The 23,409-nt window shown below is 43.4% G+C and carries 34 protein-coding genes; all 34 read right to left on the bottom strand.

The window, feature by feature from the left end; all coding sequences use genetic code 11:
- Positions 1 to 55 precede the first annotated feature (55 nt).
- Positions 56 to 3,382: a ligand-binding sensor domain-containing protein gene (locus ACRD7A_RS11000; RefSeq protein ID WP_430812467.1), complete on the bottom strand. Its 3,327-nt coding sequence runs from the start codon at positions 3,380 to 3,382 to the stop codon at positions 56 to 58.
- Between the two features lie 165 nt (positions 3,383 to 3,547).
- Complete coding sequence (locus ACRD7A_RS10995) at positions 3,548 to 4,858, bottom strand: citrate (Si)-synthase (RefSeq protein ID WP_430812466.1); 1,311 nt, start codon at positions 4,856 to 4,858, stop codon at positions 3,548 to 3,550.
- Between the two features lie 153 nt (positions 4,859 to 5,011).
- A complete protein-coding gene (gene eno / locus ACRD7A_RS10990) occupies positions 5,012 to 6,313 on the bottom strand; it encodes a phosphopyruvate hydratase (RefSeq protein ID WP_430812465.1) in 1,302 nt (433 codons plus the stop codon).
- 130 nt (positions 6,314 to 6,443) lie between these two features.
- Positions 6,444 to 6,962, bottom strand: coding sequence for a 50S ribosomal protein L17 (gene rplQ / locus ACRD7A_RS10985; protein ID WP_430812464.1), 519 nt, complete (start codon positions 6,960 to 6,962; stop codon positions 6,444 to 6,446).
- A 5-nt stretch (positions 6,963 to 6,967) separates the two neighbouring features.
- Entirely contained in the window at positions 6,968 to 7,960 is a 993-nt protein-coding gene (locus tag ACRD7A_RS10980) for a DNA-directed RNA polymerase subunit alpha (protein ID WP_430812463.1), read from the bottom strand.
- A 9-nt stretch (positions 7,961 to 7,969) separates the two neighbouring features.
- Complete coding sequence (gene rpsD, locus ACRD7A_RS10975) at positions 7,970 to 8,575, bottom strand: 30S ribosomal protein S4 (protein ID WP_430812462.1); 606 nt, start codon at positions 8,573 to 8,575, stop codon at positions 7,970 to 7,972.
- 144 nt (positions 8,576 to 8,719) lie between these two features.
- Positions 8,720 to 9,109 (bottom strand): 30S ribosomal protein S11, encoded by a 390-nt coding sequence (rpsK, locus tag ACRD7A_RS10970; RefSeq protein WP_430812461.1) that lies wholly within the window; start codon positions 9,107 to 9,109, stop codon positions 8,720 to 8,722.
- Positions 9,110 to 9,119: 10 nt separating this feature from the next.
- Positions 9,120 to 9,497: a 30S ribosomal protein S13 gene (gene rpsM / locus ACRD7A_RS10965; protein WP_430812460.1), complete on the bottom strand. Its 378-nt coding sequence runs from the start codon at positions 9,495 to 9,497 to the stop codon at positions 9,120 to 9,122.
- A gap of 11 nt (positions 9,498 to 9,508) precedes the next feature.
- Entirely contained in the window at positions 9,509 to 9,625 is a 117-nt protein-coding gene (gene ykgO / locus ACRD7A_RS10960) for a type B 50S ribosomal protein L36 (protein WP_212191465.1), read from the bottom strand.
- Positions 9,626 to 9,639: 14 nt separating this feature from the next.
- Positions 9,640 to 9,858, bottom strand: coding sequence for a translation initiation factor IF-1 (gene infA / locus ACRD7A_RS10955; protein ID WP_010416614.1), 219 nt, complete (start codon positions 9,856 to 9,858; stop codon positions 9,640 to 9,642).
- A gap of 15 nt (positions 9,859 to 9,873) precedes the next feature.
- Positions 9,874 to 10,659 carry a type I methionyl aminopeptidase gene (gene map / locus ACRD7A_RS10950; protein ID WP_430812459.1) on the bottom strand — a complete coding sequence of 262 codons (786 nt, stop codon included), beginning with the start codon at positions 10,657 to 10,659 and terminating at the stop codon, positions 9,874 to 9,876.
- A gap of 19 nt (positions 10,660 to 10,678) precedes the next feature.
- Positions 10,679 to 12,025, bottom strand: a complete 1,347-nt coding sequence (gene secY / locus ACRD7A_RS10945; RefSeq protein WP_430812458.1) for a preprotein translocase subunit SecY — start codon at positions 12,023 to 12,025, stop codon at positions 10,679 to 10,681.
- Between the two features lie 4 nt (positions 12,026 to 12,029).
- Complete coding sequence (gene rplO / locus ACRD7A_RS10940; RefSeq protein ID WP_430812457.1) at positions 12,030 to 12,476, bottom strand: 50S ribosomal protein L15; 447 nt, start codon at positions 12,474 to 12,476, stop codon at positions 12,030 to 12,032.
- A 29-nt stretch (positions 12,477 to 12,505) separates the two neighbouring features.
- Positions 12,506 to 12,682 (bottom strand): 50S ribosomal protein L30, encoded by a 177-nt coding sequence (gene rpmD, locus ACRD7A_RS10935; protein WP_262325237.1) that lies wholly within the window; start codon positions 12,680 to 12,682, stop codon positions 12,506 to 12,508.
- Positions 12,683 to 12,693: 11 nt separating this feature from the next.
- Positions 12,694 to 13,212 carry a 30S ribosomal protein S5 gene (gene rpsE / locus ACRD7A_RS10930; protein WP_430812456.1) on the bottom strand — a complete coding sequence of 173 codons (519 nt, stop codon included), beginning with the start codon at positions 13,210 to 13,212 and terminating at the stop codon, positions 12,694 to 12,696.
- Between the two features lie 6 nt (positions 13,213 to 13,218).
- Complete coding sequence (rplR, locus tag ACRD7A_RS10925; protein ID WP_430812455.1) at positions 13,219 to 13,575, bottom strand: 50S ribosomal protein L18; 357 nt, start codon at positions 13,573 to 13,575, stop codon at positions 13,219 to 13,221.
- 20 nt (positions 13,576 to 13,595) lie between these two features.
- Positions 13,596 to 14,147 carry a 50S ribosomal protein L6 gene (gene rplF, locus ACRD7A_RS10920; RefSeq protein ID WP_430812454.1) on the bottom strand — a complete coding sequence of 184 codons (552 nt, stop codon included), beginning with the start codon at positions 14,145 to 14,147 and terminating at the stop codon, positions 13,596 to 13,598.
- 12 nt (positions 14,148 to 14,159) lie between these two features.
- The gene (rpsH, locus tag ACRD7A_RS10915) at positions 14,160 to 14,555 is read right to left on the bottom strand and encodes a 30S ribosomal protein S8 (RefSeq protein ID WP_430812453.1); all 396 of its coding nucleotides are present in this window, start codon (positions 14,553 to 14,555) and stop codon (positions 14,160 to 14,162) included.
- 59 nt (positions 14,556 to 14,614) lie between these two features.
- Positions 14,615 to 14,884, bottom strand: coding sequence for a 30S ribosomal protein S14 (rpsN, locus tag ACRD7A_RS10910; RefSeq protein WP_430812452.1), 270 nt, complete (start codon positions 14,882 to 14,884; stop codon positions 14,615 to 14,617).
- Between the two features lie 4 nt (positions 14,885 to 14,888).
- Positions 14,889 to 15,446: a 50S ribosomal protein L5 gene (gene rplE / locus ACRD7A_RS10905; RefSeq protein WP_430812451.1), complete on the bottom strand. Its 558-nt coding sequence runs from the start codon at positions 15,444 to 15,446 to the stop codon at positions 14,889 to 14,891.
- Positions 15,446 to 15,766 carry a 50S ribosomal protein L24 gene (gene rplX / locus ACRD7A_RS10900; protein ID WP_430812450.1) on the bottom strand — a complete coding sequence of 107 codons (321 nt, stop codon included), beginning with the start codon at positions 15,764 to 15,766 and terminating at the stop codon, positions 15,446 to 15,448. The genes rplE and rplX overlap by 1 nt, the downstream gene beginning before the upstream one ends.
- Positions 15,767 to 15,786: 20 nt before the next feature.
- Complete coding sequence (gene rplN, locus ACRD7A_RS10895; RefSeq protein ID WP_430812449.1) at positions 15,787 to 16,152, bottom strand: 50S ribosomal protein L14; 366 nt, start codon at positions 16,150 to 16,152, stop codon at positions 15,787 to 15,789.
- 2 nt (positions 16,153 to 16,154) lie between these two features.
- A complete protein-coding gene (rpsQ, locus tag ACRD7A_RS10890) occupies positions 16,155 to 16,409 on the bottom strand; it encodes a 30S ribosomal protein S17 (RefSeq protein ID WP_430812448.1) in 255 nt (84 codons plus the stop codon).
- Positions 16,410 to 16,417: 8 nt separating this feature from the next.
- The gene (rpmC, locus tag ACRD7A_RS10885) at positions 16,418 to 16,615 is read right to left on the bottom strand and encodes a 50S ribosomal protein L29 (RefSeq protein WP_430812447.1); all 198 of its coding nucleotides are present in this window, start codon (positions 16,613 to 16,615) and stop codon (positions 16,418 to 16,420) included.
- Positions 16,616 to 16,619: 4 nt separating this feature from the next.
- Positions 16,620 to 17,051: a 50S ribosomal protein L16 gene (rplP, locus tag ACRD7A_RS10880; protein WP_430812446.1), complete on the bottom strand. Its 432-nt coding sequence runs from the start codon at positions 17,049 to 17,051 to the stop codon at positions 16,620 to 16,622.
- Between the two features lie 30 nt (positions 17,052 to 17,081).
- Positions 17,082 to 17,801, bottom strand: a complete 720-nt coding sequence (gene rpsC / locus ACRD7A_RS10875; RefSeq protein ID WP_200465994.1) for a 30S ribosomal protein S3 — start codon at positions 17,799 to 17,801, stop codon at positions 17,082 to 17,084.
- 7 nt (positions 17,802 to 17,808) lie between these two features.
- Positions 17,809 to 18,228 (bottom strand): 50S ribosomal protein L22, encoded by a 420-nt coding sequence (rplV, locus tag ACRD7A_RS10870; protein WP_430812445.1) that lies wholly within the window; start codon positions 18,226 to 18,228, stop codon positions 17,809 to 17,811.
- Positions 18,229 to 18,266: 38 nt separating this feature from the next.
- Positions 18,267 to 18,536, bottom strand: a complete 270-nt coding sequence (rpsS, locus tag ACRD7A_RS10865; protein WP_212191482.1) for a 30S ribosomal protein S19 — start codon at positions 18,534 to 18,536, stop codon at positions 18,267 to 18,269.
- A 20-nt stretch (positions 18,537 to 18,556) separates the two neighbouring features.
- Entirely contained in the window at positions 18,557 to 19,381 is an 825-nt protein-coding gene (rplB, locus tag ACRD7A_RS10860; RefSeq protein WP_430812444.1) for a 50S ribosomal protein L2, read from the bottom strand.
- Positions 19,382 to 19,386: 5 nt separating this feature from the next.
- Positions 19,387 to 19,677, bottom strand: a complete 291-nt coding sequence (rplW, locus tag ACRD7A_RS10855) for a 50S ribosomal protein L23 (protein WP_430812443.1) — start codon at positions 19,675 to 19,677, stop codon at positions 19,387 to 19,389.
- An 11-nt stretch (positions 19,678 to 19,688) separates the two neighbouring features.
- Positions 19,689 to 20,318, bottom strand: coding sequence for a 50S ribosomal protein L4 (gene rplD, locus ACRD7A_RS10850; protein WP_430812442.1), 630 nt, complete (start codon positions 20,316 to 20,318; stop codon positions 19,689 to 19,691).
- Positions 20,318 to 20,935 (bottom strand): 50S ribosomal protein L3, encoded by a 618-nt coding sequence (rplC, locus tag ACRD7A_RS10845; RefSeq protein WP_430812441.1) that lies wholly within the window; start codon positions 20,933 to 20,935, stop codon positions 20,318 to 20,320. Before rplC ends, rplD begins: the two co-directional genes overlap by 1 nt.
- A 20-nt stretch (positions 20,936 to 20,955) precedes the next feature.
- Positions 20,956 to 21,261 (bottom strand): 30S ribosomal protein S10, encoded by a 306-nt coding sequence (gene rpsJ / locus ACRD7A_RS10840; protein WP_130642659.1) that lies wholly within the window; start codon positions 21,259 to 21,261, stop codon positions 20,956 to 20,958.
- Between the two features lie 18 nt (positions 21,262 to 21,279).
- Positions 21,280 to 23,391, bottom strand: a complete 2,112-nt coding sequence (gene fusA, locus ACRD7A_RS10835) for an elongation factor G (RefSeq protein ID WP_430812440.1) — start codon at positions 23,389 to 23,391, stop codon at positions 21,280 to 21,282.
- Positions 23,392 to 23,409 lie beyond the last annotated feature (18 nt).

Here is a 23,409-nt window from a genome sequence, read left to right as displayed (position 1 = left end):
CACCAGTTCTTCAGCCTACCAATTTACCGATCCCCCAATTCATCATCTTATCCCGTTACAGCCTGAATCCCATTAAAAGGATATCATCCACCTGTTCGTACTCAGTTCCCATCCAATCCTCCATTTTTTGGTGCAGTATGGCCTTTTGATCGTCAATGGGCAGCTTATGAATATTCAACAGCAGATGGCGGAAACGGCGATACTTAAATTTTTTACCTTCGGGGCCGCCAAACTGATCGGCAAAACCATCGGAGAAAAGATAAATAACATCACCAGGATATACTTTTATCTCATGTCTTGAGTAGGAAAGTTGCTTTTCCTCGTCGCGATACCCAATGGCAAAGCGATCGCCCTTAAAGGTCATAATCTCATTATCGCGCACAATATAAAGGGGATTCATTGCTCCGGCAAAATGTAATACCTGCTGCTCCTCATCAATCATCACCAGGGCAATGTCCATGCCATCGTCAACACGCCTTGATGACATCCCAATTTCCTTACTATTGGCTTTAAAGGTTTGAGCCACCTCCTCACTCAGGCGATTAAGGATACGTGCCGTACACGATACTTCCTGTATTTCCACAATTTTCTTCAACAGGTCGTAGCCAATGATCGACATAAAAGCACCCGGTACGCCATGCCCGGTGCAATCAACAGCGGCTAAAAATACTTTCTGCTCACGCCGGTATACCCAATAAAAGTCACCACTAACAATGTCTTTAGGTCGAAAATAAATAAAGGAGTCAGGGATAATCTCTTTCACCATATCCTCCGAGGGTATCATGGCCTCCTGTATGCGCTTGGCATAGCTGATACTATCAGTCAGGCTCTGATGAATGCGCGACAGCCGCTCCTTCTGCTCTTCAATTTTTTGCTTATCACCGGCCTTCTCGTTAAGTGCCTGATAGGCTTTGCGGTAGTTGCGAATACGGTAGTTGATCAAAGTCTGAATCAGCAGAATGCCAAAAATAATATAAAAGGCATAGGCATAGCCCGACATCCATAAGGGCGGATTAACAGAAATGAGAAGCTCAGCAGGCTTATCGCAGGGCACACCATCATTGTTAGAGCCTATGACTTTAAGGGTGTAGCTGCCGGGTGACAAATTTGAGAAGTTAACAAAATTCTGAAGCGTAACATCGCGCCAATCCTCATCATGCCCCTCTAACTTAACCCGATAGGTATTGGCCTTAGGATAGGTATATTCAAGAGCGGCAAACGACACCTGCACCATGGTATTACGACGATACAATACATCAATGCCGGCATGCTCACCTTGAAATTGATTTACCACTTTGCCCTTATGAAATACCTTTACACCATTAATAACCATCTTGGGCTTATTATTATTGATGGGCACCTCTTCGGTGTTGATGATGGTAAGCCCTTTATCGCCGCCAAAGAGCAACTCACTATTTCCATGACGAAAGGATGCACCAACATTAAAATTATAGTCAGGCACACCATCGTTACGATTATATTTGAAAGGCGGCGTCCCCGGAATAATCGAAGAGATACCATTGCCGGTGCTTATCCAAATTCGGTTATAGGCATCTATCTCAAGCCCATATATTTTGGCATTCACCAAATCATCATACTCCCAAAAGCCACTGGAATGGCGATTTTTATCGAAATAGGAAAGACCCGAATGCGTGCCGATGACAATCTTATCATGATCCTCAGCGAAAGCTGAAATGATATTATTGCTCAACACTCGGGGTTCTCCTTTTTGATTTTGAATACGCTGAAAAGTTTTTGACACGACATTATAAGTGTTCACCCCATTATTGGTGCCAATCCATAACAAACCATCAACATCTTGGAAAAGCACATTAATCTCATCATCGCACAGGCCATATTCGTCATCATCGTCGGCCCAATAACTCATCATTTTCTGTCCATCATAACGATACAAACCAAACTGTGTGGCAAACCACATATCCCCCAGGCGATCTTCTATAATATCGTTGATAGTATTACTTTTCAATAAATAACGGAAATCGCTATTATTGCCATAATCAAACTCCTGCACGCGTTTACTTCCCTTGTGCAAAATAAAAATTCCTTCTTCAGTGCCCAGCCATATTTTATCCTTTGAGTCTTTGTAAATGGTATTTACTGAGGGATCGTTCCGTGACACAAAAGGTGGGTAAATTGTATATTGCCTGAACTGCCTGTTAGCCCTGTTAATCCAGTACAACCCCTGCTGTGCACTACCGAGCCACAGGTTGCTGTGCTCATCGACAAACACCGCTGTAAAATCGTAGCAATCCATGGGATACTCCACATCATCGTGTAATCCGATAGTTGAGAATTTGGTGGGCTTACGATCTATTTTAAACAAGCCATTCTGCTGAGTACCCACCCATAATAAGCCACTGGCATCTTCCATGATAGTGCTTATATGCGTAAATGATTTTCGAAGATGGTTAGGAATCGGGAAGACTGCATAATGCTCATAGGGAGCGTGCATATACATAAGCCCCTGCGCTGTTGCCAGCCACACATCACCGCCTTTAACACACACCATTGAATAAATACCATCTGCAGAATAGGGGCTATCGGCTTTATGAAGGTTTGTCATGGTGCCATCAACAATATTATACTTAGTGAGCCCCTTCGAAGAGCCAGCCAGTAATATACTATCGCGGAGCCCAAGCAAGCTGCTAACTTCATTTTGCTCGTGCTTATCAGCGGCCTCCACTCGCTGAATGGCCTTATGGCCAGCCTCGATATACTGAATACCATCTTTTGAGCCAAACCACACTCTGGCCTCGTCACCTATTACCGGGTAACGCGCACTATTTCCTCTCTTCAGCACCGAGGAATAATGATCATAATTAGTAAATGCATGGGTCCGGTAGTTAACTTTTGCGATGGCATTGCGCGTCTTCACCCAAATATTTTCCCCTTCGCAGTGCATACCATAAACCCCATACTCATGCAAGGATTTAAAAAGCTCCGATCCTTTACCCAGATTAATAAACTTGCCACTCTGCCTTTTCCAGATAGCAATACCGTTGTTGCGCGTGCCCACCCATATATTACCATCGGGCGTTTCGGCAATAGTCTGTACATAATTACCTATCAGGGTGCTATCCTCAAGAGGATGATGCCTGAAAACGACAAAATTATAACCATCGTAACGGTTTAAGCCATCAGTCGTTCCCACCCATAAATAACCACGGCTATCCTGAAAAAGCGCAGTGATATGACTATTTGAAAGCCCTTCGCTAATGGTAAACTGCTCCACCGAAAGGTGCCCACGCTGTGACCAAGCAGCACCACTCCCACTCACTATCAGAACAATAGCAAAACAAAAACGCAGTGCAGCTCCATTGATAGCAACCCTGCGGAATACCCTTTCTATTAATGCACTCATTGCTGATAAAAGTAATAAAAACATACGATCTTATAACAATTGTATTGCTGGAAAGAAACGTAAGTATACTCCCTAAATACTGATGAAGAATTACGCTAAGTTCGAATTTTCATTTGAAACTCACTTATTGCTTACAAAAAAGAGAGGCGCTGCCTCCCTTCTTTACTATTTATAGTTAACCCGATCAATAAACCATTGGAGATTTTCGGATTTTGGCCGTTCAATGGGTAATCCGTATAGTCGATCCCATATCAATTGCGTGAGTACCCCCAAGGCACGTGATACACCAAAAAGAACGGTATAGATAGGATATTCGGTAATGCCAAACGAAGTCAGTAAAGAGCCGCTGATGGCATCCACATTAGGCCACGGATTCTTTACCTTACCCGTCTTGGCCAATACATCGGGCACTACTTTATATATTCTATCTACGAGCTGAATAAGGTGTGCATCGGGCGCATATTTCTTGGCAAACTCAAGCTGTACGGTAAAACGCGGATCTGTTTTTCGCAATACAGCATGACCATATCCGGGAATCACCTGCCCATTTTTTAAAGTCATCTCGGCATAATCACGTATCTGCGACTCACTGGGATTTTCATCTCCTATCTCGCGCAGCATCTTATGAATCCAATGCATCACATTTTGGTTAGCCATGCCATGCAAAGGTCCTGCGAGTCCATTCATGCCCGCCGAGAAACTATAATAGGGGTTGGATAATGCCGAACCCACAAGATGAGTGGCATGGGCCGATACATTACCTCCTTCATGATCGGCATGTATTACCATGTAAAGGCGCATCAGGCGATGTACCTCTGTGGTGTCGTGTCCCATCATATGAGCAAGGTTAGCCGCCCAGTCGTGGTTAGGATCGATATCAATATATTCCTCATTATGAAACACTCTGCGATAGATGTAGGCAGCTATCACGGGCAGTCGCGAAATAAGATCCATAACACCTTCATAGGTCGGCCCCCAATAGTCTTTTTTATCCATACCCGTAAGGTAAGCTTTGCGAAACTGCGACTCCGTTGACATGGCCAGAATAGCGTTATTAAACTGAATCATGGGGTGCGCATCCTTAGGTAAGGCATTGATCACATCAAACACATGAGGAGGGATGCCTTGTGCCCTTTGCGCCCACTGCTCACTAATATGGTTCACATCATCCTTGGTGGGCAATTCACCGGTCAGCATAAGGTAAAACAATCCTTCGGGGAGTGGCTCCCCTTTAGGGTTCATTTTAGGCAATAGTTGCTGCAACTGCGGAATGGTATAACCCCGGAAACGAATGCCTTCTTCGGGATCTAACTTTGAGGTACAGGTTAACAGAGAGACCACCCCTTTCATGCCAGATAGGACCTGCCCCAGAGTAACTTCCTGAATAACTTCATCGCCATGCTTTTTAATGAGATCTCTAACCATCTCGGCTTTGGGCCGGCCAATCTCAATAATGCGTTCTTTAATATAATCCATAGTGAGTTAGCTGATTGAATTAATACAATGCCTTGCGCTGCGGATAAGGCAATTTTAAAACACACAAAATGCCGAATTGTTTTCGCCGGGGTATCAAGCCAAAAAAGGCTGACCTATGCGGCCAGCCTTTTATATCATTACAAGCAGAAGAGCTTATTTCTTCTGAACTTTAGCATAACCATAAACGGCGCGCTCACCCAATTCCTCCTCAATGCGAAGCAACTGGTTGTACTTAGCCATACGGTCAGAACGGCTCAACGAACCCGTCTTAATCTGACCTGAGTTGGTAGCTACAGCAATATCAGCAATAGTAGCATCTTCAGTTTCACCTGAACGGTGAGAAGTAACAGAAGTATAACCTGCACGGTGAGCCATTTCAATGGCGTTTAATGTTTCGGTTAATGTACCAATCTGGTTTACTTTAATCAGGATAGAGTTGGCAGCACCCAGCTCAATACCTTTCTTCAGGTAATCAACGTTAGTAACAAATAAGTCGTCACCTACCAACTGACACTTATCGCCAATGGCAGTATTTAAGGCAACCCATCCGTCCCAGTCGTTCTCATCCATACCGTCTTCGATAGAGTCAATTGGGTATTTAGCAACCAATTCAGCCAGGTAAGCAGCTTGCTCTTGTGAGTTACGCTTCACGCCGTTTGGCTCGAAGATGCTATAGTCATACACGCCATCTTTGAAGAACTCAGAAGAAGCACAGTCCATAGCGATAGACACATCACCACCTTCTTCCTTACGGCCAGGCTTATAACCAGCGTTTTGGATAGCGGTTAAGATGCAGTCGATAGCCTCTTCAGTACCCCCTAACATAGGAGCAAAACCACCTTCATCACCTACTGCAGTCGATAGTTTTTTACCTTTCAGCACTTTAGCAAGAGCATGGAATACCTCAGCACCCATACGCAGACCTTCGCGGAAAGACTTAGCACCAACAGGACGAATCATAAACTCCTGAAAAGCGATAGTAGCATCAGAGTGAGATCCACCGTTGATAATGTTCATCATAGGAACAGGAAGTGTTACAGCATTCGTTCCTCCGATGTAACGATACAATGGCATATCAAGATACTCAGCAGCAGCTTTTGCAGTAGCCAATGAAACACCAAGTATGGCATTGGCACCTAACTTGCTTTTTGTTTTAGTACCGTCCAATTCCAACATTTTATTATCGATCGCAACTTGCTCAAGAACGCTCATTCCGATTAGTTCGGGAGCAATCACCTCGTTAACGTTTTTAACAGCGCCCAATACACCTTTACCTAAGTAACGTCCTTTGTCGCCATCGCGTAATTCCAAAGCTTCGTGCTCGCCGGTAGAAGCACCTGATGGTACAGCAGCACGACCGATCACGCCGCATTCTAATGTTACTTCAACTTCAACGGTTGGATTGCCGCGCGAATCAAGGATCTCACGAGCATGAATGTTTGCAATTTGTCCCATAATAATATTTGTTTATTGTATTGATTATTAATCAAAAAAAAAGGATAATGCACCTAACTCATTATCCCCTTTCAAAGCAATTTCAAGAAAAAAAAGGAAAAACGAAAGTCTTTCCTTTTTTATCCATGATTTATTCTTTTGAGTCAGCATCCGTAGTTTCAGAAGCCTGCTCCTGAGCAGGTGTTTCTGCAACGGCCTTTTCAGCAGTTGATTTTCTACGTCCGCGTCGTGTTCTTTTACCAGCTGAAGAGGACTTCTTGGTTTCCAGCATATTTTCGTTATAGTCCACCAATTCGATCAAACACATCTCAGCGTTATCACCAATACGGTTACCTAACTTCAAAATACGTGTGTATCCTCCCGGACGGTCAGCAACCTTTCCGGCTACCTCTTCGAACAACTCCTTAACGGCGTACTTATCTTTAAGAACTGAAAATACGGTTCTGTGAGCGTGCATTTTAGCCTCCACAGTATCCAGACCTTTAGTTTTTGTGATAAGCGGCTCAACGTACATACGCAGCGCTTTGGCCTTGGCCACCGTTGTCTTGATTCGTTTGTGAAGAATCAATGAGGAAGCCATGTTCGCCAACATCGCTTTGCGATGGGCGCTCTTACGACCTAAATGATTAAATTTCTTTCTATGTCTCATCGCTATTATTCCTTGTCTAATTTATACTTTGCGGTATCCATTCCGAAAGTAAGTCCCATGTTAAGCAGGAGATCATCCAGCTCAGTCAGTGACTTCTTACCGAAGTTACGGAACTTCAACAGATCGTTACGATTAAAAGTAACCAGCTCACCCAATGTTTCCACATCGGCAGCTTTCAAACAGTTAAGCGCACGTACTGATAAGTCCATGTCAACCAGCTTTGTCTTCAGAAGCTGACGCATATGCAATACTTCTTCATCAAATTCTTCATTACCGAACTTCTCATCTGAGTCGAGTGTAATCTTCTCATCAGAGAACAGCATAAAGTGATAAATCAATATTTTAGCAGCTTCTTTCAATGCATCTTTAGGATGGATTGAACCATCCGATTCAATTTCTAATACTAACTTTTCGTAGTCGGTTTTTTGCTCAACACGATAGTTTTCGATCGCATACTTAACGTTGCGAATAGGTGTAAAGATTGAATCGATAGCAATTAACCCAAATTCTGCCTCAGCTGGTTTATTTTCCTCGGAAGGAACATAACCTCTTCCTTTCTCAATGGTCAACACCATTTGCAGATTTACTTCCGCGTTCATCTTAGCAATAACCAATTCAGGGTTTAGCACCTCAAAACCGGTCATAAACTGGTTCAAATCGCCGGCTGTAAATTCTTCTTTACCCGATATACTAACCGTCACAGTTTCCTGATCAGTGTCTTCTACCAGGTTTTTGAAGCGTACCTGCTTAAGATTAAGAACGATTTCGGTGACATCATTAAGCACACCAGGGATGCTGGTGAATTCATGATCTACACCTTCGATCTTGACAGTGGTAATTGCGTATCCCTCTAACGAGGACAACAATATTCTTCTTAAGGCATTTCCAACGGTAATACCATACCCTGGTTCAAGCGGACGAAATTCAAATTTGCCGAATTTTTCGTCGGCCTCCAGCATAATTACTTTATCTGGTTTTTGGAATGCTAATATTGCCATAAGAATTAATTATTTAGAATACAATTCAACTATCAACTGCTCTTTAATATTTTCAGGAATATCACTTCTTTCAGGTACATTTAAGAATTTACCTGCAAATGAATCTTGGTCCCATTCTATCCAGGAATATTTATGCACACCTGTATTAGCCAATGCAGTTGAAATAACTTCAAGCGATTTTGACTTTTCGCGAACAGCTACTACCTGATCGGCTTTCACCTGATAGGAAGCAATGTTTACGATTTGCCCATCCACTGTAATGTGACGGTGCGATACAAGCTGTCTTGCAGCTGCTCTTGTTGGAGCAATTCCCATACGATAAACAACGTTATCCAAACGAGATTCCAGAAGACCAAGTAACACCTCACCTGTAATACCTTTGCTTCGTGAAGCTTTCTTAAACAGGTTACGGAACTGCTTTTCCAACACTCCGTAAGTGTACTTAGCTTTTTGCTTTTCTTTTAACTGCAAACCGTATTCACTAGTCTTACGTCTGCGGTTATTACCATGTTGTCCGGGAGGGAAATTTCTTCTTTCGAAATTCTTATCCGGACCATAAATCGCCTCACCGAATTTACGGGCGATTCGTGTTTTTGGACCAATATATCTAGCCATTCTTCTAAATTTTTGACTTTAAATTTTTGATTTTAAATATTGAATATGGCAGCCGCTAGATTATAGAGAGGAGAAATAATCATATAACCAATTCGTATTCAAAATTTGCCATCAAAAATCTATGGTTAATAACTAGTCGAGTAATTAAACTCGTCTTCTTTTTGGAGGACGACAACCATTGTGTGGTAGTGGTGTAACGTCAACAATTTCAGTTACCTCAATACCCGCAGCGTGGATTGATCGAATAGCCGACTCACGACCATTACCCGGTCCTTTCACATACACTTTTACCTTTCTCAGTCCTAGATCGAAGGCTACTTTTGAACAATCAGTAGCAGCCATCTGCGCAGCGTAAGGCGTGTTCTTTTTAGAACCACGGAAACCCATTTTACCTGCACTAGACCAAGAAATCACCTGGCCATTCTGATTGGCCAACGATACGATAATGTTATTGAAAGACGAATGGATATTAGCCTGTCCAACAGCCTCCACCTTAACAACTCTCTTTTTTTGAGATCCTGACTTCTTTGCCATATCTTACTTATTATTTAGTGGCTTTCTTTTTATTTGCAACAGTCTTCTTCTTACCTTTACGTGTACGAGCGTTGTTCTTGGTGCACTGTCCGCGTAGGGGTAAACCAATACGGTGACGAATACCACGGTAACAACCGATGTCCATCAAGCGTTTGATGTTCAATTGAACTTCAGAACGTAACTCTCCTTCAATCTTAAAATTGTCAGAAATATTATCACGTACCGCTTTAATCTGCTCGTCGGTCCAGTCTGATACTTTGATATTAGCGTCAACGCCAACATTCTGAAGAATCTCTTGTGCTCTGCTTCTACCTATTCCGAAGATATAAGTTAAAGCGATTTCTCCTCGTTTGTTCGAGGGTATATCAACTCCAGCAATCCTTGCCATAATCTTATAATTTATCCTTGACGTTGTTTAAACTTTGGATTCTTTTTATTAATCACGTACAAGCGCCCTTTGCGTTTTACGATTTTGCATTCGGCACTTCTTTTCTTTACAGATGCTCTAACCTTCATGATCGGTCACTTTATTATTTGTATCTATAGGAAATTCTTCCCTTTGTCAAATCATACGGCGACATCTCTACCTTCACCCTATCTCCCGGTAAAATCTTGATATAGTGCATACGCATCTTACCCGAGATATGTGCAGTAATGATGTGTCCGTTTTCCAATTCCACTCTAAACATGGCATTGGATAAGGCTTCAATGATTGTTCCGTCTTGTTCTATCGAGGCTTGTTTCGCCATAATTCTTGTAACTTTTTATTTTTCAGACTGCAAATGTAACACTTCTTCTACAAATTTAAAACTAGAAAGTATATCAGCTTCGCCTTTTCTTACTGCTACAGTGTGTTCATAATGAGCCGATACCTTTTTGTCGATGGTTCTGATGGTCCAGCCATCGTCTTCCTGCACGATTTGCCGTTTGCCAAGATTGATCATTGGCTCGATGGCAATTACCATGCCCGACTTTAATTTGGTACCATTCCCGCGGCGTCCGTAATTGGCCACTTCGGGTGCCTCATGTAGGTTTCTACCGATTCCATGTCCCACCATTTCGCGCACTACTGAGTAGCCACGCTCTTCGGTGTAGCTCTGAATGGCATGCCCTACATCACCCAAACGATTATTATCGATGGCTTGTTCAATGCCTTTGTACAACGATGCCTTGGTGGCCTCCAACAAGGCCTTTACCTCGGGGGCTACTTCACCAATCGGGAAAGTGTAGGCCGAGTCACCATAGAAATCGTTTAATAAAACACCACAATCTACCGATACTACATCGCCTTCCTGCAAAGGCGTATCGTTAGGGATTCCATGAACCACCTGCTCATTAACAGAGGTGCATAAACTATTCGGGAAGCCCTGATAGTTTAAAAAGGCAGGAGTACCTCCATTATCTCTAATGAAGGCCTCCGCTATTTTGTCCAGCTCTAACGTAGAAACTCCGGGCTTAATAGCCTTCGCAACTTCACCCAGCGTTTTTGCAACCAAAAGGTTACTAATACGCATCAACTCAATCTCTTCGTCAGTCTTTAAATAAATCATACTTATGATCGTTCCTCAATTAATATATCGCAGCTCCACCTCCGGATCTGCCCATTATGCGCCCGGACTTTGTTAATCCATCGTAATGACGCATCAACAAGTGACTTTCAACTTGCTGCAGCGTATCGAGTACCACACCTACCAAAATCAGTAACGAAGTACCTCCATAGAACTGAGCAAATCCCTGGTCAACACCGGCCATCATTGCAAAGGCAGGCAAAATAGCAACCAATGCAAGAAATACAGAACCCGGCAGAGTAATTTTCGACATCACAGAGTCTAAGAATTCTACCGTTTTCTTGCCCGGCTTAACACCCGGAATAAATCCACCATTACGCTTCATATCCTCCGCCATTTGCGTTGGATTAATGGTAATAGCAGTATAAAAATAGGTGAAAGCGATAATCATCAAGGCGAAAATAACATTGTACCATACACCCGTAAAGTTAGCAAATATGCTAGCAAATCCTGTTGCCGTTTCGCTATCGACAAAACCTGCAAATGTTACAGGTATGAACATAATAGCCTGGGCAAAAATGATTGGCATCACACCCGCTGCATTCACTTTTAAGGGAATGTATTGGCGAACACCTCCGTATTGCTTGTTACCCACAATTCGCTTGGCATACTGCACAGGAATACGACGGGTACCCTGTACCAAAGCGATTGTTCCGGCAAATACGAAGAACAACACAACAAACTCAATTAGCAACATTACCAAACCACCGCTTCCACTAGCAGCTTCCATGCGTGATATAAACTCGGCAAACAACGATTGCGGTAAGCGAGCTATAATACCAATCATGATGATTAGCGAAATACCGTTACCAATACCTTTATCGGTAATACGCTCACCCAACCACATTACGAACATTGTTCCTGCGGTAAGAATGATTGTGCTAGTAACAGTAAACGACCAACCAGTAGCTACAAAAGCCGCGTCTGGCAACTGATTAAATAGGTTTGTTAAGTAACCCGGCGCTTGTACCACCAAAATCAATACGGTCAGATAACGAGTTATCTGATTGATTTTTCTACGTCCACTTTCACCTTCCCTTTGAAGACGTTGAAAATAAGGTACGGCAATGCCCATCAATTGAATAACGATGGAGGCAGAGATGTAAGGCATAATACCCAATGCAAAGATGGATGCGTTAGAAAACGCTCCTCCTGAGAACATATCGAGCAGGCCCAATACCCCGTCCCTTGTTTGACTTTTAAGCGCGCTTAGTTGCGTAGGATCAATACCAGGGAGTACGACAAAAGAGCCCAATCGATAAATCAATAACAGGCCCAGGGTTGTTGTAATTCTGGATTTCAGATCCTCAATTTTCCAGATGTTGCGGATGGTTTCGAATAGTTTCATTCAATTACAGTTTTACTACGGTTCCTTCAGCAGCTTCAATAGCTTTAGTGGCAGATGCAGAAAATGCGTGGGCTTTTACTTCCAATTTGGCTTTCAGCTCACCATTACCTAAAATCTTTACCAAGTCATTCTTGCTAACTAAACCGGCTTGTCTTAAAACTTCAGGATCAATAACAGTCACCTCATTTTTGTCGACGATAGCCTGCAACATTTCAATGTTTACAGCCTTGTACTCAACGCGGTTAATGTTTTTGAATCCGAATTTAGGAACACGTCGCTGCAAAGGCATCTGTCCGCCCTCAAAACCGAATTTACGTGAGTAACCCGAACGTGACTTAGCTCCTTTATGTCCGCGAGTAGCAGTTCCACCGCGACCGGATCCTTGTCCACGACCGATACGTTTTGAGGTCTTTACCGAACCTTTTGCAGGTCTTAAGTTATTTAAATTCATATTAATTTCCTCTAATTCGTTCGACCAAATTATCTTTCTACTGACACCAGGTGCAGTACTTTTTGAACCATTCCTTCAATTTGAGGTGTGGCTTCATGTTCAACGGTTTGCTGAAGCTTCTTCAGCCCAAGGGCAGCCAAGGTGTTTTTTTGCCTTGCAGTGGCCCCGATTTTACTCTTAACCTGAGTTACTTTTATCTTAGCCATGTTGTCCTTATTTATCCGTTAAAAACTTTATCCATTGTAACGCCTCGCTGTGCAGCAATAGTTGCTGCATCACGCAATTCAGTAAGCGCTGTGATGGTTGCCTTCACAAGGTTGTGTGGGTTTGATGAACCTTTTGACTTCGCCAAAACGTCGGTCACACCAACACTATCCATTACGGCACGCATCGCACCACCCGCTACCACTCCGGTACCGTGTGAGGCAGGCTTCATAAACACGCTGGCACCGCCATAACGTGCATATTGCTCATGAGGAATAGTACCGTTGATAACAGGTACTTTAACTAGATTCTTTTTGGCAGCTTCAACACCTTTGGCAATCGCTGTTGTTACTTCGCCTGCTTTACCAAGGCCCCAGCCAACAACGCCGTTCTCGTTTCCAACCACTACAATGGCAGAAAAACTAAAGGTTCTACCACCCTTGGTTACTTTAGTTACCCTGTTGATAGCAACCAAACGATCTTTTAATTCCAGATCGTTATTGTTTCTGATTCTTTTGTTATTTCCAGCCATTGTTTGTTAGAATTTAAGCCCTGCTTCACGTGCAGCGTCGGCTAATTGTTTAACTCTACCATGATAAAGGTATCCATTTCTATCGAACACAACTGTGCTGATACCTGCTTTCTGTGCTGCTTCGGCAATGTTCTTACCTACCAGTGCAGCCACTTCTGACTTGGTACCTTTCTGCTCAGCAATATCTTTGATTAAAGATGATGAAGCGGCCAGTGTTTTACCGGTCAAATCATCGATTAGCTGCACAGAAATTTGCTTGTTGCTTCTAAACACTGACATTCTTGGACGTTCTGCGGTTCCGCTGATATTCTTGCGAACGCGCATCTTAATTTTCCGTCTTCTCTCTATTTTCGAAAAAGCCATAATTCCTAATTTAATTCAGATTAAACTTTAGCAGATTTACCGGCCTTACGACGAACTTCTTCACCCTTAAAGCGAATACCTTTTCCTTTGTAAGGCTCAGGCTTGCGTAGCGACCTAATCTTGGCACAAACCTGGCCAAGCAATTGCTTATCTGCTGATTCAAGTGTAATAATAGGATTGCTTTTTCTGTCAGTAACAGCTTCCACTTTTATTTCAGTCGGTAACATAAAGTGCACAGGGTGTGAATATCCCAATGCTAACTCCAGTAACTGACCCTGGTTAGTGGCACGGTAACCCACACCTACCAACTCGAGTTGTTGCTTGTAACCTTCTGAAACTCCTACCACCATGTTGTTGATCAACGAGCGGTACAATCCGTGTTGGGCACGAATTTCTTTTTCTTCGTTAGGACGAATTACAGTAAGTACTCCATCCTCTACTTTCACTTCCATCTCAGGGTGAATCGCTTGCGACAATTCGCCTTTTGGGCCTTTCACTGTCACGGTATTGTCTTTTACCGTTACGTTCACTCCTGAAGGTATGCTAATCGGTGCTTTTCCAATTCTTGACATAATTCTTCCTTTTTAATAAACGTAACACAATACTTCACCACCAATCTTCTGTACTCGGGCTTCTTTATCTGTCATTACACCGCGCGATGTTGACACGATAGCTACACCCAGGCCGTTCAGCACACGTGGTAAGCTACGATACCCGGCATACGATCGTAAACCAGGTGTACTAACACGCTTCAGTGCTTTGATGGCGGGCGTTTTCGTTTGCGGATCGTACTTCAGTGCGATCTTCACGATGCCTTGCTTGTCATCATCGATGAATTTGTAATTCAAGATGTACCCTTTCTCGAAAAGAATTTTGGTCATCTCTCTCTTAAGGTTGGAAGCCGGAACCTCAACAACCCTATGACCCGCCATAATGGCGTTCCTGATTCGTGTCAGGAAATCTGCTATTGGATCTGTCATTTTATAAAGATTAAATTGATCCCGGCATTACTAGAATACCGGGACAATATTTAACACTCTTACCAACTTGCTTTTTTAACACCAGGTATTAAACCAGCCGATGCCATTTCGCGGAACTGAATCCTTGAAAGGCCAAACTGTCGCATATAACCTTTCGGACGTCCGGTTATCTTGCAACGGTTGTGCATGCGTACTGGTGAAGCGTTCTTAGGCAACTTTTGTAAAGCTACATAATCACCTTCTTCTTTTAGTCTGGCACGTTTTTCAGCGTATTTGGCAACCAGCTTAGCCCTTTTTACCTCGCGGGCTTTCATTGATTCCTTTGCCATATAACTAGTTCTTTTTCACGTTTTTAAATGGTAAGCCAAACGCTTTTAACAGCGCAAAAGCCTCCTCATCGGTTTTTCCCGAGGTCACAAAGGTAATATTCATACCCAATATCTTAGACACATTGTCGATATTTATTTCGGGAAAAATGATTTGTTCTTCAATACCTAAGGTATAGTTTCCACGGCCGTCGAGCTTGCTGTTGATACCTTTGAAGTCGCGGATACGGGGCAAAGCCACACGAATCAAACGCTCCAAAAATTCATACATGTTCTCGCGACGCAGTGTTACACGTACCCCGATAGGCATTTTCTTACGAAGCTTAAAGTTTGAAATATCTTTCTTCGAAAGAGTAGCCACAGCCTTTTGGCCGGTGATCGTCGTCAGTTCCTTTAGTGCGTTTTCGATCATTTTCTTGTCGGCAGTAGCCGAACCCAGACCCTGATTGATAACGATCTTCTCTAACTTAGGAACCTGCATGATTGAGGTGAACCCAAATTCTTTCATCAGGCTCGGTACAATCTCTTCCTTATACTGTGTTCTTAAACTCGGTGTATAACTCATTACTTGATCTCCTCCCCTGATTTTTTTGCAATTCGAACCAGTTTACCATCGTCATTCAACTTACGACCAATACGTGTGGCCTTGCCGGTTGAAGGATCTTTCACATTCAGATTTGAAATGTGAATAGGAGCTTCTTTCTTAACTATACCTCCTTGCGGACTTTCAGCATTAGGCTTAGTGTGCTTGCTCACCATGTTAACACCTTCAACAATGGCACGTTGTTTAGCAGGGAATACTTCCAGTACCTTGCCTTCCTGGCCTTTGTTGACACCGGCATTTACAATTACGATGTCGCCTTTTTTAATATGCAATTTACCCATTGTTCTAATCTCTTTGATGATTAAAGTACTTCAGGCGCCAAGGATACGATCTTCATATACCCTTCACGCACCTCACGTGCTACGGGGCCAAAAATACGTGTTCCTCTCATTTCTCCGGCCTGGTTCAACAGAACGCAAGCATTTTCATCAAAGCGGATGTAGGAACCATCTTGACGTCTAACTTCTTTTTTAGTGCGCACTACTACGGCCTTGGTAACGGTTCCCTTTTTCAGTTCCCCGCTCGGCGTTGCGCTTTTTACAGTTACCACGATACGATCGCCTACTCCAGCATAACGTTTCCGCGTTCCACCCAGAACACGAATACATAATACTTCTTTGGCTCCACTGTTATCAGCAACTGCAAGTCTAGATTCTTGTTGTATCATGATTACTTAGCTCTTTCTAGAATTTCAACTAATCTCCAACGTTTCGTCTTGCTCAAGGGGCGTGTTTCCATGATTTTCACGGTATCCCCAATATTGCATGTGTTGTCTTCATCGTGCGCGTGAAACTTTTTGGTCTTTTTCACGAACTTACCGTAGATGGGGTGCTTTTCGCGAACCTCTACCGCAACAACGATAGACTTATCCATCTTGTTACTGGCCACAACACCTGTACGCTCTTTTCTAAGATTTCTATCCATCTCCTAAATTATTTTTCAGTTTGTTGCTTTTGACTCAAAAGGGTCTTCAAGCGCGCAATGTTTCTTCGAGTATGTCTTATCTGCATTGGGTTTTCCAATGGCGATGTCGCATGGTTCAACTCTAACTGCTGCAGGGCAGCTGTTTCGTTTTCAATACGCTCTGCGATTTCGCTAACACTTAATTCTTTGATTTCTTCTACTTTCATGTCCTTAAGCATTTGTTGATTCAACATAGTCTCTTCTCACAACGAATTTCGTAGTTACCGGAAGCTTCTGAGCGGCAAGGCGCAGTGCTTCTTTGGCTACTTCGTAAGGTACTCCTTCGCATTCTAAAATGATGCGTCCTGGAGTAACAGGGGCCACAAATCCTTCCGGACTACCTTTACCTTTACCCATACGTACTTCGGCTGGCTTCTTAGTAATCGGTTTGTCTGGAAATATTCTAATCCAGATCTGTCCCTGACGCTGCATGTAACGGGTCACCGCAACACGGGCAGCTTCAATCTGACGACCTGTAATCCATTTACTCTGTAAGGCTTTGATTCCGAAAGATCCGAATGCTAGTTCTTGCCCACGTTGAGCTTCGCCCTTCATCCGGCCTTTCTGCCTTCTTCTAAATTTTACTTTCTTTGGTTGTAACATCGTTCCTAATCAATTAGTGTGAAAGGAGAATTACTTCTTATTATTTCTTCTTCTCGGACCTCTACCGCCTCCGCGGTTTCCACCACCTTTTTCTTTGGTGTTGAAAGCAGGTGACAAATCGGGCTTGCCGTAAATTTCACCTTTACAGATCCAAACTTTGATACCGATCAGACCCATTTTTGTAAGGGCCTCCTCTTGTGCGTAGTCGATATTGGCACGCAATGTATGCAGAGGCGTACGGCCTTCTTTATACATTTCGCTACGGGCCATCTCTGCGCCGTTCAAACGTCCGGAAATCTGAATTTTAATACCTTCAGCACCCATACGCATGGTAGAAGCGATAGCCATTTTAATGGCGCGACGATATGCGATACGTCCTTCCACCTGACGAGCGATGTTTTTCGCTACGATAATAGCGTCCAACTCTGGTCGTTTTACCTCAAAGATGTTAATTTGCACCTCTTTGTCGGTAATTTTCTTCAGCTCCTCTTTGAGTTTATCTACTTCAGAACCTCCCTTACCAATGATGATACCGGGACGTGCAGTGAAAACGGTAATGGTTACCAGTTTCAAAGTACGCTCGATAATGATACGAGAAATACTGGCTTTAGCTAAACGTGCATTGAGGTACTTTCTGATTTTGGAGTCTTCTAATAGCTTATCGCCATAGTTCTTTCCTCCATACCAGTTAGAATCCCATCCTTTGATGATTCCTAACCTGTTACTAATTGGATTAACTTTTTGTCCCATCTAGCTATTAGTTTTCTTGTGTTTCACTTGATACTACTTTGCTTGCAACGCGCAACGTTACGTGGTTAGAACGCTTTCTGATACGGTGCGCACGACCCTGTGGGGCCGGACGTAAGCGTTTCAGGATACGGCCGGAATCAACCGCGATCTCACTCACATAAAGGTTAGCGTCTTCGATGCGAACACCTTCGTTCTTTTCTTTCCAATTAGCGATAGCAGAAAGCAACAGTTTCTCAACCCGTCTGGAAGCTTCTTTCGATGAGAATTTCAGCATATCCAGAGCCAGGTTCACCTCTTTACCTCGGATCATGTCGGCAACAAGGCGCATCTTCCGCGGTGAAGTCGGTACATTACGAAGCTTTGCGAAGCAATCAGTCTTCTTGGCTTCCTTTATTTTTTCAGCTCTTATTCTTTTTCTTGCACCCATTTTTTACTGTTTAAAGAATTTAAATATTGGCAGGCAAATTACCTTTTCTTGTTACCACCATGACCGCGATAAGTACGCGTAGGGGCAAATTCGCCTAATTTGTGTCCTACCATATTTTCAGTAACATAAACCGGGATAAACTTATTGCCGTTGTGTACAGCAATGGTGTGTCCTACAAATTCCGGAGAAATCATAGACGCACGTGCCCAAGTTTTTATCACTGATTTCTTACCTGACTCGTTCTGTGCCAGAACTTTCTTTTCCAGTTTAAAGTCGATAAATGGGCCTTTTTTTAATGATCTGCTCATAATTCGTTTAAATTAACCGGTTATTTTTTTCTTCTTTCAATGATGTATTGATTAGAAGCCTTCTTCGGATGACGGGTCTTATAACCTTTCGCCAATACCCCTGTACGAGATCTTGGGTGTCCTCCTGATGAACGACCTTCACCACCACCCATTGGGTGATCAACTGGGTTCATGGCCACACCACGTACGCGTGGACGACGACCTAACCAGCGGCTACGTCCAGCTTTTCCTGAACGCTCAAGAGCGTGGTCTGAGTTACCTACGGCCCCTAAGGTAGCACGACAAGTAACCAATACCATTCTTGTTTCGCCTGAAGGCAACTTAACAACCGCGTATTTTCCTTCACGAGCAGCCAATTGTGCGAACGTACCGGCACTACGTGCCATTGTACCTCCCTGGCCCGGACGCAATTCGATGTTGTGAATAATGGAACCTAAAGGAATCTCGCTCAAAGGCAAGCTATTACCAATCTCAGGAGCAACCCCTGGTCCTGATGCAATCGCCTGACCTACCTGCAACCCATTAGGTGCAAGAATGTACCTTTTTTCTCCATCAGCGTAAGCTAGCAAAGCAATACGAGCACTCCGGTTTGGATCGTACTGAATTGACTCAACTGTTGCGTTAACACCGTCTTTATTACGCTTAAAATCGATTACCCTGTATCTCCTCTTGTGACCACCACCGATATTTCTAACGGTCATTTTACCAGAGTTATTTCTACCTCCGGACTTCTTTAATGGCCTCAATAGTGACTTTTCTGGTGTCGCTGATGTAATCGTATCAAACGCACCAATAATTTTGTGTCTCTGCCCCGGTGTTGTGGGCTTTAGTTTTCTTACTGCCATTTTTATCAGATATTGCTATAAAAATCAATAGTATCACCTTCTGCCAGCGTAACAACCGCCTTTTTGAAGGAATTTGTTCTACCAACAATAACTCCACTCTTTGTGTAACGCGACTTTTGCTTACCCGCGTATACCATTGTATTGACAGACTCTACGCTTACGTTATACAACGCTTCCACTGCGTCTTTGATCTGAAGCTTATTAGCGCCCTTATCAACGACGAATGCGAAGCGGTTCAACTTCTCACCCAGTTCTGTCATCTTTTCGGTTACAATCGGTTTAATAATAACTTTCATGACGAGCCTCCTTATGCGTTAAACAGTTTTCCGAATTCTTCTACTGAACTTTCAACCAACACCAGGTTTTTGGCCTTCATGATGTCGTAAGTATTCAGATCAGATAATGTTACTACCTCTGCACGCTGAATGTTGCGGGCTGAACGGTAGATGTTATCATTAGCTTCTTTCAATACTAACAATGAACGCTGACCGTTCATTTTCAGATTGGCAATCATAGCGGCATACTCTTTTGTTTTGGGGGCTTCAAAGTTGAAATCTTCCAAAATTGTAATCGTTTGCTGCTGCGCCTTGTAAGCTAATGCAGATTTACGCGCTAACTGCTTAAGTTTTTTATTCAACTTAAAACGGTAGTTACGTGGACGAGGACCGAATGCACGGCCACCACCAACGAACACAGGAGACTTGATGCTACCGGCACGAGCTGTACCAGTACCTTTTTGCTTTTTGATTTTACGAGTTGAACCCGTAATTTCAGCACGTTCTTTCGACTTATGAGTCCCTTGACGATTATTGGCCAAGTATTGTTTTACATCCAAGTAAATGGCATGGTCGCTGGGCTCAATTCCGAACACCGCTTCAGGTAGATTTACCTTTCTGCCGGTTTCTTTTCCTTCAATTGTTAATACGTTCAGTTCCATTACTTTTCAATAATTAGATATGAGCCTTTTGCTCCCGGAACAGAACCTTTAACCAAAATAAGGTTGTTCTCAGGAATTACTTTAATCACTTTAAGGTTTTCAACTTTCACCCTATCGCCACCTGTACGACCTGCCATGCGCATACCTTTAAAAACCCTTGCAGGGTAGGATGCAGCACCAATAGATCCAGGAGCGCGTAAGCGGTTATGCTGACCGTGGGTAGCGTCACCCACACCTCTAAAGTTGTAACGCTTTACGACACCTTGAAAACCTTTACCTTTTGAGATACCTGTAATATCAACAAAAGAGTTTTCTTCGAAAAGCTTAACATCAACCTCTTCACCTAGCTTCAATTCGTTTTCGAATTCGTGGAACTCGACAACTTTACGCTTTGGTGTGGCACCGGCCTTTTTAAAGTGGCCTGCCTCAGGTTGCGTTGTGCTTTTCTCTTTCTTGTCGTCAAACGCCAACTGTACAGCCTCGTAGCCATCAGTTTCCACAGTTTTAACCTGTGTCACTACGCAAGGGCCTGCTTCGATAACAGTGCATGGAACATTTTTTCCATCGGCACTGAAAACGGATGTCATTCCGATTTTTTTTCCAATTAGTCCTGGCATTGTTTAAACATTTAAGATTATCACACTTTAATTTCTACTTCTACACCACTTGGCAATTCAAGCTTCATCAAAGCATCGATCGTTTTAGCTGTTGAGCTATAGATATCGATCAATCGCTTGTACGATGATAATTGAAACTGCTCACGTGATTTCTTGTTCACAAATGTGGAGCGCAACACAGTGAAGATACGCTTGTGAGTAGGAAGCGGTATAGGACCGCTAACTACTGCACCAGTGCTCTTAACTGTCTTTACAATCTTCTCAGCTGATTTGTCAACCAAGTTGTGATCGTAAGATTTAAGTTTTATTCTGATTTTCTGACTCATAGTGGAGAACACTAATTCTTATAATAATTCTACTTTTCCTTTTGCTTCTTTTACTACTTCAATGGCGATCTGACGCGGTACTGCAGCGTACTCTAAGAACTCCATTGATGAAGTAGCGCGACCCGATGAAATAGTACGTAACGAGGTTACATAACCGAACATCTCAGCCAATGGCACCTTGGCCTTCACCACGCGGGCACCAGCTTTTGATTCCATACCTTCTACCTGGCCACGACGCTTGTTGAAGTCACCGATGATATCACCCATGTACTCTTCAGGAGTAACCACTTCTACACGCATGATAGGCTCCAATAACTGAGGCTTAGCTTGTGCAGAGGCTGATTTGAATCCCTGACGGGCACAAATCTCAAATGACAACTGGTCTGAATCGACAGCGTGGAATGAACCATCAAATACTTCTACTTTCAAGGCTTCTACTTCGCTACCACAAAGTACACCATTCAACATGGCCTCTTTGAAACCCTTCTCGATAGATGGGATGAATTCTTTTGGAATGTTACCACCCTTGATAGTACTTTCGAACTGAAGACCTGTTTTACCTTCTTCAGCAGGACCCATACGGAACTGAATATCGGCAAACTTACCGCGACCACCGGACTGCTTCTTAAATACTTCGCGCAGCTCAACTTCTTGCGTAATGGTTTCTTTGTAGGTTACCTGAGGCTGACCCTGGTTACACTCTACTTTAAACTCACGCTTCAAACGATCAATCAGTACTTCCAGGTGAAGCTCACCCATACCAGAAATTACAGTCTGACCTGTTTCTTCGTTAGTAGCTACTTTAAAAGTTGGATCCTCTTCGGCCAATTTACCCAGTGCAGTACCTAATTTATCCATGTCTTTTTGCGACAATGGCTCAACGGCAACACCGATTACAGGCTCAGGGAATTCCATTGACTCCAATACGATTGGGTGCTTCTCATCACACAATGTATCACCCGTACGAATATCTTTGAAACCAACACCAGCACAGATATCACCAGCACCAATCACCTCGCGGGGCAACTGCTTGTTGGATTTCATCTGATACAAACGTGAGATACGCTCTTTTTTGTTGGTACGTGTATTTAGCACATACGAACCGGCATCAATCTTACCTGAATACACACGCATAAAACACAGACGACCTACGAAAGGATCGGTTGCGATTTTAAAGGCAAGTGCTGATAAAGGCTCGTCCTCATCCATCTTGTAAACAACCGGCTCATCTGTCTTTGGGTTAATTCCCTCGATAGTACCAATATCACTTGGCGATGGCAGGAACTGAATTACGGCGTCCAACAAACGCTGTACTCCTTTGTTCTTAAATGATGAACCGCAGAACATAGGCGTAATAGTCTGAGCGATGGTAGCCTTACGAATAACAGCTAACAGCTCTTCACGCGTAATTGAATCCGGGTCCTCGAAGAAACGCTCCATAAGGGCATCGTCGTGCTCAGCAACAGCCTCCACCAACTTACCACGCCACTCTTCGGCCTCGTCTTTCAGGTTCTCAGGTATATCAATATATTCGAAAGTAGAACCCAGCTTATCATCTTCGGTCCAGATGATGGCTTTGTTTTCGATCAGGTCTACAACCCCTTCGAAACTTTCTTCAGCACCAATAGGAATAACCATTGGCACCGGGTTAGCACCCAACATTTCGCGCACCTGACGCACCACCTCGAAGAAGTTGGCACCTGAACGGTCCATTTTATTCACGAAACCGATACGGGGTACATTATATTTGTTGGCCTGACGCCAAACAGTTTCTGACTGGGGCTCAACACCACCTACCGCACAAAACAGTGCAACGGCACCATCCAGAATACGCAATGAACGCTCTACCTCAACAGTAAAGTCAACGTGACCGGGGGTGTCAATGATGTTAATTTTGTTTTCTACACCTTCGTAGATCCAGTTGGTAGTAACAGCGGCTGAGGTAATAGTAATACCACGCTCCTGCTCTTGCTCCATCCAGTCCATTGTAGCAGAACCATCGTGCGTCTCACCAATTTTGTGCGTGATACCGGTGTAAAACAAGATACGCTCAGTAGTCGTTGTTTTACCGGCATCGATGTGCGCCATGATACCGATGTTTCTGGTTTTATTAAGATCTGCCTTTCCCATGACAATAATTTCTTAAAT

Source organism: Carboxylicivirga longa (assembly GCF_050589825.1).
GTDB lineage: Bacteria > Bacteroidota > Bacteroidia > Bacteroidales > Marinilabiliaceae > Carboxylicivirga > Carboxylicivirga longa.
Note: the sequence above shows the minus strand (reverse complement) of the source record. Positions and strands in the feature narration are given on the sequence as shown.